This is a genomic window from uncultured Cetobacterium sp. (assembly GCF_947072685.1).
GTDB lineage: Bacteria > Fusobacteriota > Fusobacteriia > Fusobacteriales > Fusobacteriaceae > Cetobacterium_A.
Genome location: NZ_CAMTIK010000008.1, coordinates 37,314 through 50,810, shown reverse-complemented (window position 1 = coordinate 50,810; position 13,497 = coordinate 37,314). Strand labels below are relative to the sequence as shown.

Below are 13,497 nucleotides of genomic sequence, written 5' to 3'. Positions count from 1 at the left end.
CTTGTACTCCCTTAGACCTCTCTTCCTTTTTCTAAAAGTTCTTTATACAGATCCTCTATTCTTCTAAATCTATTTCTAATTCCGGACTTGGATATTCCTATTATCTCTGCCAATTCTTGCAAAGAAGCCTCTGGATTTTCAAGTCTCAAAAAAGCTATCTCTTCAAGAACTGGACTCAATTCTTGAAGCCCAACCTCTTTACCTATAAGATTTATCATTATTATCTGCTTTCTTGCCGTATCCAAAGTTTTAGTTTCATTAGCTACTTCCCAATTCATCTCTCTTATTGTTTTATTTTTTAAATCCTTTATCATAGTTGTTTCTTCATAATTATAAAACTCTTTCATTGACCCGATCAATACAATTATATCCATAATATCCTCTGCATTTCTCATGTAAACTAAAGGTTTATTTCTCTTAATAGTTTTATACACTCTTTTCCCCATTTTATGTAAAAGACTGTATAGCTCCTCTGCTAACTCTTCACTATCTATAAAAAAATCTAAGGCGTATTCTTTTTCTGGAGATTTTATATATCCACATCCCAAAAACATCCCTCTTATAAACCCTTCCTCTACTTTTCTACTGGTCTTTTCTCCCAAATATCCATACTTTAATAACTCTTCAACAAAAGATTTAAATCCAGGTTGAGCTGGAATTGTTATTACATATATATTGTGTTCTCCAAATTTCTTACTCTTTGAAAATTTAATAAATATTTTAAGTGATGTCAACTCTCTTAAAATAGCATAAACTCTTTCTGCTATCTCTTTATTTTCCAATTTTAGCTCTATGCTATTATCCTTAATTGAATGTTTTAATAAAAGCACTGCTCTTACCTCTGCATATTTTTCCTCTTCAACTAATTTATAACGATGTAGTATCTCGTTTTTTACCTTATAAGTATACGACACTGCTCCTCCTATTTTGTTTCAGACCAATTCTCTCCAATAGAACTATTAACTTCTAATTTTACTTTTGAAAACTTAATGCTTTCTCTCATTATTTTTTCTATTATGTCCTTATATTCTAAAGCCTTTTCCTTTTCAACTTCGAATATAAGCTCATCATGAACTTGCAAAAGCATATGAATATCATTTTTAGTTTTTAAAACTTCATAAAGATTTATCATAACTTTTTTTAAAATCTCTGCTGCCGTCCCTTGGATCACTGTATTTACAGCCATTCTTTCAGCTTGATTTTTTATAACTCTATTCTTTGAATTGATTCCCTCTATTATTCTTTTTCTTTTAAAATATGTTTCTACGTATCCATGCTCTTCGGCGGACATTATTATCTCTTTTTCTAAATGCTTTACAGATGGGTATTGATCAAAATATCTGCTTATATATTCCGATGCTTCTTTTGGAGTTATTTTTAGCTCTTGCGATAAGCCAAATGCTGTTTTTCCATATATAATACTAAAATTAACAGTTTTAGCCGCATCTCTTTGCTCTCTTGTCACCTCTTCGTTCTCATCTAATTCAAATAATTTTCTTGCAGTTAAACTATGAAGATCTTGATTTTCAGCATAAGCTTCTATCAAGCTTTCGTCTTGAGATATCTCAGCTAAAACTCTAAGCTCTATCTGTGAATAATCTATTCCCAATAAAACATGTCCTTCTTCTGCTATAAATCCTTTTCTTATCTTCATCCCTTCCTCTGTTCTAACAGGTATATTTTGAAGATTAGGATCTGACGATGACAATCGTCCTGTAGCTGTCCCTGTCTGATTAAATGTTGTATGTAATCTATTGTTTTCATCAACCATCTTAGGCAGAGGGTCTACATATGTTGATTTTAATTTACTTAATCTTCTATATTCTAAAATTGACTCTGCAATTTCATGCCCTAGTTCTCTTAATTTTTCCAACACTTCACTATCTGTTGAAAATCCAGTTTTTGTTTTTTTTATAGGTGGAATATTCAAATTTAAAAATAAAACTTCCCCTAACTGTTTAGGTGAATTTATATTAAACTCCCCACCCGCTATATCATATATTTTTTCTGTCAATTCACTCAATCTTATCTCTAACTCTTTACTATATATAGAGAAATACTCGGGAGAAATTTTTATACCTTCATTTTCCATATCCGCTAAAACTTTAATAAGAGGCATTTCTATCTTCTGTAAAACCTCTAAAAGATTGTTATTTTCAAGCTCTTTTAAAAGTTCTGGATAAGCTACCAACATCCCTCTTGTTCTTTTTGCTAAAAATTTTCCATACTCTTCATTTGTTAATTCTGAAACTTTAGATTTCCCAAATACTTCTGAATATTTCTCAATATCCTCGTCAATAACATTTTTCAACATAACCTCTATTTCCTCTCTTGTTTGAGAGGTTAAAAGATGATATGCAAGCATAGTATCTAGTTCCATATTTTCTATTTCATAGCCTTTTCTTAAAATATTTTTGAATCCATATGATATAAAACTAAGTTTTGAAAGTAGTACTTTTTTTAAATTCTCTTTACTCAAAGTATCCTCTAATGGGAGATAGTAATCTTTATTTTTTACAGAGATTGCCACTCCTTTTTCACCCTGATATATAAATATCTTCTCATTATTTTTTTTCAAAAGTTTATTTTCTATATCCGCTCCAAGTAAAACTTCAAAAGCTTTTTCATCCTCTTCTATAGGAGTTTGAAAATTAAAAAGTCCTAACTGCATACCCTCTGAAATTTTAGGTAAGTTTGCCGTCACTAAATTTTGGGACAAATTCTCTAACCCCATTTTTTTTATCAATGACTTAAACTCTAATTTTTTAAATAGTTCTAAAAGTTTTTTATCATCTTTTTTATAGCTCAATTGTTCTTCAGTTATATTTAAAGGAACTATCTCTATTGTAGCTAAATCACGACTCATAAATGCCAATTCTTTGTCTTCAATTAAGTTAGTAACCAATGATTTTCCTATCCCCGGTAACTCTGTTAAAAAATCTATATTTTCATATATTCCTTCTAAATTTTTATATTTTTCCAACATTGGCACTGCTTTTTTAGTTCCAATTTTTCTTACACCAGGAATTCCATCACTCGTATCACCTATAAGTCCAAACAAATCTGGGATTACACTCGGTTTTACTCCTAACTGTTCAACAACATCCTCTTCAGTTGTCAAAACTTTGAGTCCTCCACCATCACCTTTTCCAAGAAGAGCTATGTTTATATTTGTATCCAATATTTGTGAAAGATCTTTATCTCCTGTTATAATATACGTTTCTATATTTTTAGCACTTAATTCCTCAGCTAAACTTCCTAAAATATCATCAGCCTCATATCCATCCAACTTGAATCTCTCTATTCCAAAACAATCTAAAAGTTCTTCTATTCTTGGTATCTGAACAACCAAATCTTCGGGTGCTGCATCTCTTTTTGCTTTATATTCTTTATAGACCTCACTCCTTCTAAGTGTAGATCTTTTAACATCAAATGCTGCTCCTATATAATCTGGTTCAAATTGATTTATTATACTAAGAAGAGTATTTACGAATCCATAAACAGCTCCTGTTGGTTCATTTTTTGTTTTAAAATTTAAATTGCCATAAAAGGCCCTATACATTATTGCACTGACATCTAATAAAACTGCTTTTTTCATTTTTTCTCCTCTCTAGATTTTTTCATTCTTCGTTTCATTATACCATATACTCTAGATTTTCAAAAAAAATTATTTAATAAAACAATATTAATTTCTTATATTTTCTGTTATAATTTAGGCGTTATTTATTTAAATTTATAGGAGGTAATTATGAACCTAGTTGTTTTAATAGGACGTTTAACTAGAGATCCTGAACTTAAGTTTGGTCAAAGTGGTAAAGCATACTCTAAATTTAGTTTAGCTGTTGATAGACCTTTTTCTAAAGGAGAAGCTGATTTTATAAACTGTGTTGCTTTTGGAAAAACTGCTGAGCTTATAGGAGAATACTTAAGAAAAGGAAAAAAAGTTGCCATCAATGGTAAACTTCAAATGAATAGATATGAGGTTAATGGTGAAAAAAGAACTTCTTACGATGTTGTTGTTGACACTATGGAGTTTATTGAGTCTAGAGGCGGAGATAACTCTTCTGAATTCTCGGCTCCTACACCATCATATGCTGCTCCTAAAGCAGCTGAGCCTCCTCAAGGAGACTTTGGATCATCATCATCTTTTGATGAAGATGAATTCCCATTTTAATTATTAAAAACTAAACTAAACTACTAGGGGTGCCCATATCGGGCTGAGATTTTACCCTTAGAACCTGATCTAGTTAATACTAGCGTAGGGAAGTAGTTCATATCTACACTTATATTATTTTTGTGTATATATTAGCTATTTTCTTATTTTAAGAAAATAGCTTTTTTATTTATAAATTTTTTAATACATAGGAGGAATTATGCAATTTACACAAGAACTTTACCTTAATGCAGTTGATGTTTGGAACAGTTATTACACACACCCTTTTGTTGACGGAATAGGAAAAGGAACTTTAAGTAAAGAAAAATTCAAATTTTATATAATTCAAGATTATCTTTACCTTTTAGAATATGCAAAACTCTTTGCTTTAGGAGTTATTAAAAGTAAATCTGAGTCTGATATGAAACAATTCGCAGATTTGACAGATGGAATACTAAACTCAGAAATGGGAATACATAAAGTTTATATGAAAAAACTCAATATAACCGACGAGGATATTTCAAACCACAAACCCACTCTTGATAATACTTCGTATACAAGTTATATGTTAGCTGTTTCTCATTCCGGAGATATCAAAGAAATTGCGGTCGCTGCACTTTCATGTATGTGGAGTTATAAGATGATTGGAGACAAACTTAAAAAAATCTATGGATGTGGGCATGATTTCTATGGAGAATGGATAAAAACATATTCGTCTGATAGATATAACTCTTTAAACAATTGGAATTTAGAGCTTGTGGAAAAACATACTAAACATCTTAGCAAAGAAGACAAGGCTCATCTCCTAAATATTTTTAGAACCTGTAGTATCTATGAGCTTAAATTCTGGGATATGTCTTACAAAGGAGTATAGTATGAGCATACTTAACATTAAAAACCTCACATTTAGCTATAAAAATAAAAATTCTCATAATTCAATCATTGAAAATCTTTCCCTCGAGCTAAATAAAAATGAGCTCATCTCAATTGTTGGAGCAAGTGGCTGTGGTAAGTCCACACTCATTAAAATCTTAGCAGGTATTGAAAATGAATACAGCGGTGAAATCTTTTCTAGCTCTAAAGCTTATATGCCACAAAAAGATATTCTTTTTCCTTGGAGAACAATTCTTGAGAATATACTTCTTCCCCTAGAAATAAAAAATAGTGATCTAATTCAAGGTAAAAAATTAGCACTAAACTATTTAAAACAATTTCAACTGGATAGCTACGCTTATAGCTATCCACAAACTCTTTCCGGCGGAATGAGACAGCGAGTTTCTTTTATAAGAACTCTTCTGACAGACGCGGAAATATTACTTCTAGACGAACCTTTTTCAGCTTTAGATGCCATCACTAGAGAGGATTTACAGAAATGGCTTCTTGATAAAATAAATCTTTTTAATAAAAGTATGCTTTTTATAACTCATGATATCGATGAGGCTTTATTCCTTTCAGATAAAATTTTAGTTTGCAAAAATAAACCACTCACCGGGTTTATCGAATTTAAAATATCTAAAAATTATGATGCCATTAAACTATCGGAAATAAAAAAAGAAATTTTAAGTGTTATAAAGTGTGATTCTTTATGAAAAATTTAAAATTTTCTCCCTGCTTTTTGTCTGTCACGCTATTTTTTATATTTTGGGAACTTTTAGGTAGGTATATTTCAAAACCCTTTATTTTGCCTTGCCCAACTTCTATTTTAAAAAAAATATGGGTGTTAAAAAACTCGCTTTTTTTAACGCACTTACCATCCACTTTAAAGATAGCTTTCATTTCCATTGTTATTTCAATGGTATTAGGTATTACTTTAGCAATTTTAATGGACTTGAGTGAAACCATTGAAAAGGCTCTTTACCCTATTATTATTACTACACAAACCATCCCAATAACAGCATTAGCACCAGTTTTTATCCTTTGGTTTGGTTACTCTATTTGGAGTAAAGTTATTGTTTCTGTTCTAATAACTTTTTTTCCTGTTTCAATAACAATATATAATAGCTTCAAAAAAATTCCAAAAGATCAGGTCAATTTTTTAAAAAGTTTAGAGGCTTCAAATTTAGATATTTTTTTAAAATTAAAAATACCAGCCTCCAGCTTTAGTTTTTTCTCAGCTTTAAAAATGAGTGTCCCACTAACTTTAATTGGAGCTTCTATTGGGGAATGGCTTGGAGCTACTTCTGGACTTGGATATTTCAGCAAAAGAATGATGTCTCAACTAGATGGAGCTGGAGTTTTTGCTCCTATTGTAATTATATCTTCACTAGCAATTTTACTAGTTCAAATAATATCTTTAATTGAATATAAAACTTTACATTGGAGGAATAAATGATCAAAAAAAAATTAATAATTGCTTTTATTTTGTTTTTATTTACTAGCTGCAATTCTCAAAAGAAAAAACAATTAGAAGAGGTATCTATTGTTTTAGATTGGTATCCTAATGCTGTCCACACATTTATATACACAGCTCTAGCAAATGGATATTTCAACGATGAAGGAATAGATTTGAAAATACTCTATCCTTCATCACCTTCGGATTCACTTGTATTACCGGCTGCCAAAAAAGCTGATATAGGTATCTCTTATTTAAATACTGTTATCATTGCTAAAACAAACGAAAATATTCCTATTCAATCTTTTGGTGCTATTTTGCAACAAAGTGTTAATACAGTTATCTCTTTAAAAGAAAAAAATATAACTAGTCCAAAAGACTTTACGAATAAACGTGCTGGAAGCAGTGGTGGACTTTTATCAGATGTATATTTAAATACTATGATGAAACATAAAGGGGTATCTCCCAATAGTTTAGAAGTAATTGATGTAGGGTTTGAACTTCTAACATCTATGATTACTGACCAAGTTGACTTCACTATTGGTGGAATGCTAAATCATGAAATCCCTGTTATGAAAGATAAGGGTATTGATATAAATTATTTTTTAATTGAAGAGTTTGGTATTCCACAGTCATATGAACTTATTTTGGTTGCTAATGAGGAACTTTTAAAAGAGAAAACGGCTACATATCAAAAAGTTGTCAATATTTTAAAAAAAGGTTTTCAAGATGTTAAAAATAATCCTCAAAAATCAATTGATATTTTGCTTTCTAAACAAGCAAGTGAGCAGTTTCCTCTCACTGAAAATGTAGAAAAACAAAGTCTGACCATCCTTCTTCCATTAATGGAAAACAATACTTCTTCTTTTCTAAATCAAAAAGAAGAGATTTGGGAAAATAATATCAATTGGTTATTCGAGAATCAAATTATTTCGAAAAAAATACCTGCTAAAAATTTCATATATCAATTTTAATTTTTTTACTATATAATACCCCTTAGATACTATATTTGGAGGGATTATTTTGAAACAACTTCACTCTTTATGGAGAGAAAACAAAACCGAAATTTTTTCGATTTTTACAATTGCATTACCCACTATTGTGGATATGTTCGTTCAAACACTTCTAGGATTTTTTGACCTTATCATGGTTGGAAGATTAGGTCCTGAAGCTATTGCATCAGTAGGACTTGGAACAGCTCCTGTCTTAACTGTTATTCCTATTTTTTTTGCTATAAGTGTAGGAACTACCGCAATGGTTAGTCGTGCATTCGGATCTAAAAATTATGAAGAAGCTCGTGAAGGAATGAGTCAAAGTTTAATTTTAGGTATACCCGCTTCCTTAATTGTTACTTTTCTTTTTATATTTTTCGGAGAAAATATACTAGGACTAATAAGTAAAAACCAACCTATCACCGATGCTTTAAAATATCTAAAAGTTGTTTCTTTAGGAATCCCTTTTCTTTGTTTTAACATCATATTTTCATATGGATTCAGATCTATCAGTAAAGCTAAAATTCCTATGATAAACAATACAATTAGTATTTTTTTAAATATTTTTTTAAACTATATTTTTATATTTGTTTTAAATCTTGGAATTTTAGGGGCTGGTATAGCTACTACCATCTCTCGGGCAGTGGTGACTGTTATTTTTTCATTCTTAATAATATATAAAAAAAATTATTGCATTTCATTGACTAAAAAAGATTTTAAAATAAATAAAAACATTTGTAAAAGACTTCTTAAAGTTGGTCTTCCTTCTGCGGGGGAACAATCTATTTTTAGAATTGGTATGCTCATATTTGAAGCGATGGTTATCAATCTAGGAACTCTTCAATATGCAGCTCATAAAATTGCGTTAACTGCCGAATCATTTTCTTTTAATCTTGGACTTGGTTTTTCAGTAGCTGGAACCGCTCTTGTTGGGCAACATCTAGGAGCTAATCAGTATCTTAACGCTCGAAAAGCAGGTTATTTAAACACTTTTTTAGCTATGATTATCATGACCGCATTTGGGTTCATATTTATGATTTTTCCTAAGTTTGTAATCTCTCTTTTTACAAGTGATCAAAGCATTGTTCCTATGGCAAGTTCTGCCCTTAGAATTGTCTCCGTTGCACAACCTATTCTAGCTGTTTCAATGGTTTTAGGAGGTGCTCTAAGAGGTGCTGGGGATACAAGATCAGTCTTATGGATTACAGCTATCGGAATGTTTCTTATTAGAATACCTCTTACATATCTTTTACTTTATATCTTAAATTTCGGTTTAAATGGTGCTTGGATGGTTATGATTGTTGATTTAACTTTTAGAGGCTTTGCTTGTTTTTACAGATTTAAACAGGGTAAATGGAGATATATTGAGGTGTAAATAAAAATAAATGAGGAGGTTTTTAAATTAATAACCTCCTCATTTATTTTAACTTTTATATTTCAAAATAGCTTTTTCATACTTTTCTTTAAACCATTCTCTAAGAATTTTCGGCTCTAATATTTCAACCTCATCCAAAAAAAAACTAAAATATCTTTTAGCTTTCTCTTCCGAACACTCCAAAAAATAAACTCCATCTTCCCTATTCAAAATTCTGGGTCTATTGATCATCAGCTCTTTAAATAATCTCTCTCCATTAGTGGTTAATTTAACTTTCACAACTTTTCCTTTTGAGAGAAATGGATCAAAATCCTTTTTTATACTATCTACAAATACTTTGTCTCTAACTTTAAAATTTTCATTTTTTAAATAGATCGATTTAATATATTTCAATTTATAATTTTTCCATACCCCATCTTTCAAATTATAGCAGAATATATAGTTTGCTAACTCTAGTTTAGAACTCCCTAAATAATACGGTTCTACCTCTATTTCATTTCCATCTTTAAATAATAGTTTACTGATTCTTCTCTCTTTTATTGCTATTTGTAAACGTTCCACTGTATCTTTATATAAAAATAACTCTCTATTTTTCTTACCTCTCTCTGCATATTCAATTAAAATCTCACGAAAAAATTCTGACTCATTCTGCACTTTTTTTTCCTCTAAAAAATTATAATAATTTACTTTATTTTTTTTATTTAGATTAAATTGGATGATCTCAGTTTCTCCTTTATAGTTTGATTTACAATTTTTTATATCATATACATTTCCTAATTCTTCATATATATAATTTAATAAAGTATTTTTTTTCAAACCAAACTCCTCGATGTCACACTCTATTATTTCTAATATTCTTTTCGGTAAGGTCACTCTTATCTTCTTTTCCATATTTTAACTCCAATAGAATTTGATATTGCCTATTATAACATGAAATACTTATTTTTTTTTGAAAATATTTATGTTATAGTATTAAATAACCAAAATATTATAGGAGGAACTACTTTTGGACGTTTTATATGAAATAAAGCAAAAATACAGCACTTTCTCTCTCAAGGAAAAAATTATCGCAGACTATATTCTCAGTTTTAAAAATAGTATTAATAACATTTCTATAACAGAATTAGCAAAAGCTATAGGGACATCCTCTTCTACACTCACCAGATTCTCTAAAAAAATTAACTGTGAAAGCTTTGTTGATATGAAAATGAAATTGAACTCTAAAAATAAAAATTTAGATTCTAAAAAAGAAAATGACTCCCTTTTTTCCGCAGTTTATAACTACTATTCTGAAGTTATTGAAAAATCTAATGAACTTTTAGATAAAAAACTTATCTCAAAAATTGTAAAAGATATTAAAGAAGCTAAAAAAATATATATATATGGTGTTGGTAGTTCTGGGCTTACCGCACAAGAGTTTATGCAAAGACTTCTTCGGATGGGTTTTAATATCTCTTCTATAAATGATTCACATATGATGATTATAAATAGTGCCATTGTTTCCTCAGAGGACTTAGTCATTGGAATCTCTATCTCTGGTGAAACAAAAGAGGTTGTAAATGCACTTAGAATATGTTATCAAAATAGAGCTAGAACTATTGCGGTAACTAGCTTTCCTAAAAGTAGTATCAGTAGATATGCAAATGAGATAATTTCTATTTGTAGTTCTGATTTTATAAATAAAACAAATTTTATAAATACCCAATTTTCGACTATGTATCTATTCGATTTAATTTCTACAATACTTTTAGAAGACGTCACATTAAATAGAAAAATGCAACTTACAATAGATGCAATTTTAAAATAACAGCTTAATTGCTGTTTTTTTGTTGTAATTTAGTTTTATATGTGATATATTCATACTATAAAATATAAGAAAATTATTTTCTTGAAATCAAGGTTAAAGAAAATAATTTTCTTAGATGATTTGGGAGGTTACAATGTTTAAACATTTACAAAAGATTGGAAAATCTTTTATGTTACCTATCGCAATTTTACCTGCGGCAGGACTACTTTTAGGAATTGGTGGAGCTCTTTCCAATGCTAACACTGTTAAAGCTTATCCTTTTTTAAATATTCCTATTTTACAAGGAATTTTACAGGTTATGTCTGCTTCTGGTGAAGTTGTTTTTTCCAATCTTGCACTGATTATGTGTATTGGACTTTCTCTAGGACTTGCTAAAAAAGATAAGGGTACTGCTGGTTTAGCTGGTGCTGTTGCATTCCTTGTTATGAATGCTTCAATTAAAGGTCTTATTACAGCTTTTAATCCCTCGGTTATTTCTATTGACACCGGTGTTGTTGGGGCTATCGTCATAGGTTCTCTTGTTGCTTATCTTCACAATAAGTATAGTAATATTGAACTTCCCGCTATTTTAGGGTTCTTTGGTGGTTCAAGATTTGTTCCGATTATTTCATCTTTTTCAGCTATCGGGATTGGAATTATTTTCTTTTTAACTTGGCCTACTTTCCAAGGATGGCTTACTGGAGCTGGAAAATCTATAGCTAGTCTTGGTATCTTCGGAACATTTTTATATGGTTTTTTATTAAGACTTAGTGGTGCTGTTGGTCTTCATCATATGATATATCCTTTATTTTGGTATACTGAACTTGGTGGAACCGCTACTGTTACTGGAAAAACTATTGTTGGAGCCCAAAATATTTTCTTTGCTCAACTAGCTGATCCTAACCATTCTGGACTTTTTACAGAGGGAACTAGATTCTTTGCAGGACGTTTTGCCACTATGATGTTTGGTCTTCCTGCTGCTTGTTTAGCTATGTATCACTGCACACCACTAAATAAGAGAAAAGCTGTTGGTGGATTATTTTTAGGTGCTGCAATTACCTCTTTCATCACCGGAATTACTGAACCTATTGAATTTATGTTTTTGTTTGTTGCGCCTTGGCTATACGGTGTACATGCTTTCTTTGACGGTTTATCTTTTCTTGTTGCTGATTTATTAAATATTTCAATTGGAAATACTTTTTCAGGAGGTCTAATTGACTTTACTCTTTTCGGTGTTTTACAAGGTAATGAATTTACTAACTGGATGTATGTTTTAGTTGTCGGCGTTATCTGGTTTGCACTATATTATTTTTCCTTTAAGTTTTTAATAACACGTTTTAATATCCATACTCCTGGAAGAGAAGGGGAGGATGAAGAGATTAGGGTAGTCACAAAGGATACTTTGTATGATACCGCTAAAGATGTTTTAGCAGCTCTTGGTGGAAAAGAAAATATTGATGATGTCGATGCTTGTATTACAAGACTTAGAGTTTCTGTCAAAGACGTTTCAAAAGTGGATAAAATTAAAATTAAAAACCTTGGTGCTACAGGAGTTCTTGAAGTTCAAGGAGGAATTCAAGCTATTTTTGGAGCAATGGCTGATCCAATTAAACAAAAAATAAATGAAATCATTGAAAATAACTAGGGAGGCACTTTTATGAGAAAAGGACTTATTGTTTCTTGTCAAGCATTAGAAAACGAGCCATTACATAGCTCATTTATTATGGGAAGAATGGCAGTAGCTGCTGAAATGGCTGGAGCTGTTGGAATTAGAGCAAATACTGTTGAAGATATTTTAGAAATAAAAAAAATGGTTAACTTACCTATTATAGGAATTATCAAAAAAGATTATGATAATATGATTTCATATATAACTCCTACAATAAAAGAGCTGGAAGCACTTATTGCTACTAATATTGATGTAATTGCTTTAGATGCTACTATTAATGCTGATTTAGAACTTTTGAAATCTTTAAAAATTAAATATCCAAATCAAAAATTTATGGCTGATATCTCAACTGTTGAGGAAGGACTAAGAGCTGAAGAACTTGGATTTGATTATATTGGTACAACTTTAGTTGGTTATACTGAACAATCTAAAGGATTAAACAATTTTGAGGTTTTAAAAGAGTTAATTAAAAAATCAAAAAAACCAATTATTGCTGAAGGAAATTTTGATACTCCTGAAAAATCAAGAATTGCAATGGAAATGGGTGCATATTCTGTTGTAGTTGGTGGAGCAATAACTAGACCACAACTTATCGCTAAAAAATTTACTGACGAAATTAATAAAGCTCAGTTTTAAATAATTAAAAAGGTAGTGATTTTTAAATCACTACCTTTTCTTATCTTTCATTTCTTTTCAAAGATATCTTTTCTTTTATTATTAGCAAAATCTTTTTCTCAAAAAATTTCATTACAATAAGCGTTATTACTACAATTAAAAACGCTGACACAGATAAAAATACGAATCCATATCCTATTGCCAGACCTATCGCAGCTGTTATCCATAAAACTGCTGCAGTTGTTATACCAAAAACTTTGTCTTTAGTATAAATTATTGCTCCACCACCTATAAATCCAACTCCTGTTACCACTTGTGCTGAAAGTCTTGTTATATCTAGCTTGAAGCTATTTGCTAACTCTGGATAATTTGTTATCATATTGATTTGTCTTATTAGAAGCTCCTCCTGTATTAATGCAATTGTTGTAGCTCCTAAGCAAACTAAAATCATTGTTACAAATCCCGCAGATTTGTTTTTCAACTCTCTTTCTAATCCAATACAGCCACCTAATACAGAGGAAACAATCAATCTAAAAAAGATTTCTTGCAATTCCATTCCAGCCATTTAATACCTC

Annotated in this window: 13 protein-coding genes and 1 riboswitch; of the genes, 9 read left to right on the top strand and 4 right to left on the bottom strand. The window is 30.3% G+C overall.

All coding sequences use genetic code 11. The annotated features are described in order from the left end of the window. Positions 1–11: 11 nt before the first annotated feature. Together whiA and polA are read right to left on the bottom strand one after the other, a co-directional pair. Positions 12–914 carry a DNA-binding protein WhiA gene (whiA, locus tag Q0V67_RS04285; protein ID WP_297597347.1) on the bottom strand — a complete coding sequence of 301 codons (903 nt, stop codon included), beginning with the start codon at positions 912–914 and terminating at the stop codon, positions 12–14. Between the two features lie 8 nt (positions 915–922). After that, a complete protein-coding gene (polA, locus tag Q0V67_RS04280; protein ID WP_297597345.1) occupies positions 923–3,598 on the bottom strand; it encodes a DNA polymerase I in 2,676 nt (891 codons plus the stop codon). 150 nt (positions 3,599–3,748) lie between these two features. On the opposite strand from polA, the gene Q0V67_RS04275 reads away from it, so the two are divergent. The 6 genes from Q0V67_RS04275 (at position 3,749) to Q0V67_RS04250 (ending at position 8,852) form a co-directional block, all read left to right on the top strand. Beyond that, complete coding sequence (locus tag Q0V67_RS04275) at positions 3,749–4,174, top strand: single-stranded DNA-binding protein (RefSeq protein ID WP_297597343.1); 426 nt, start codon at positions 3,749–3,751, stop codon at positions 4,172–4,174. A gap of 15 nt (positions 4,175–4,189) precedes the next feature. Beyond that, a riboswitch (TPP riboswitch) is annotated at positions 4,190–4,282 on the top strand. A gap of 91 nt (positions 4,283–4,373) precedes the next feature. Continuing rightward, a complete protein-coding gene (gene tenA, locus Q0V67_RS04270) occupies positions 4,374–5,027 on the top strand; it encodes a thiaminase II (protein ID WP_297597340.1) in 654 nt (217 codons plus the stop codon). Between the two features lies 1 nt (position 5,028). Next, positions 5,029–5,742 (top strand): ATP-binding cassette domain-containing protein, encoded by a 714-nt coding sequence (locus Q0V67_RS04265; protein WP_297597338.1) that lies wholly within the window; start codon positions 5,029–5,031, stop codon positions 5,740–5,742. Positions 5,743–5,945: 203 nt separating this feature from the next. Then, positions 5,946–6,485, top strand: coding sequence for an ABC transporter permease (locus Q0V67_RS04260; RefSeq protein ID WP_297597336.1), 540 nt, complete (start codon positions 5,946–5,948; stop codon positions 6,483–6,485). Further along, the gene (locus tag Q0V67_RS04255) at positions 6,482–7,459 is read left to right on the top strand and encodes an ABC transporter substrate-binding protein (RefSeq protein ID WP_297597334.1); all 978 of its coding nucleotides are present in this window, start codon (positions 6,482–6,484) and stop codon (positions 7,457–7,459) included. The genes Q0V67_RS04260 and Q0V67_RS04255 overlap by 4 nt, the downstream gene beginning before the upstream one ends. A gap of 49 nt (positions 7,460–7,508) precedes the next feature. Further along, positions 7,509–8,852 (top strand): MATE family efflux transporter, encoded by a 1,344-nt coding sequence (locus Q0V67_RS04250; protein ID WP_297597332.1) that lies wholly within the window; start codon positions 7,509–7,511, stop codon positions 8,850–8,852. A gap of 48 nt (positions 8,853–8,900) precedes the next feature. Here the strand turns inward: Q0V67_RS04250 and Q0V67_RS04245 are convergent, their stop codons facing one another. Then, positions 8,901–9,743: a WYL domain-containing protein gene (locus Q0V67_RS04245; RefSeq protein ID WP_297597330.1), complete on the bottom strand. Its 843-nt coding sequence runs from the start codon at positions 9,741–9,743 to the stop codon at positions 8,901–8,903. Positions 9,744–9,858: 115 nt separating this feature from the next. On the opposite strand from Q0V67_RS04245, the gene Q0V67_RS04240 reads away from it, so the two are divergent. The 3 genes from Q0V67_RS04240 to Q0V67_RS04230 all read left to right on the top strand — a co-directional run bounded on the left by Q0V67_RS04240 (position 9,859) and on the right by Q0V67_RS04230 (position 12,943). Further along, positions 9,859–10,659, top strand: a complete 801-nt coding sequence (locus Q0V67_RS04240; protein WP_297597328.1) for a MurR/RpiR family transcriptional regulator — start codon at positions 9,859–9,861, stop codon at positions 10,657–10,659. A gap of 133 nt (positions 10,660–10,792) precedes the next feature. After that, the gene (locus Q0V67_RS04235) at positions 10,793–12,283 is read left to right on the top strand and encodes a PTS transporter subunit EIIC (protein ID WP_297597326.1); all 1,491 of its coding nucleotides are present in this window, start codon (positions 10,793–10,795) and stop codon (positions 12,281–12,283) included. 12 nt (positions 12,284–12,295) lie between these two features. After that, positions 12,296–12,943, top strand: a complete 648-nt coding sequence (locus Q0V67_RS04230) for an N-acetylmannosamine-6-phosphate 2-epimerase (protein ID WP_297597324.1) — start codon at positions 12,296–12,298, stop codon at positions 12,941–12,943. Positions 12,944–12,983: 40 nt separating this feature from the next. Here Q0V67_RS04230 and Q0V67_RS04225 read toward each other — a convergent pair whose 3' ends face one another. Beyond that, complete coding sequence (locus Q0V67_RS04225; protein ID WP_297597322.1) at positions 12,984–13,487, bottom strand: MgtC/SapB family protein; 504 nt, start codon at positions 13,485–13,487, stop codon at positions 12,984–12,986. Between the last annotated feature and the right edge of the window lie 10 nt (positions 13,488–13,497).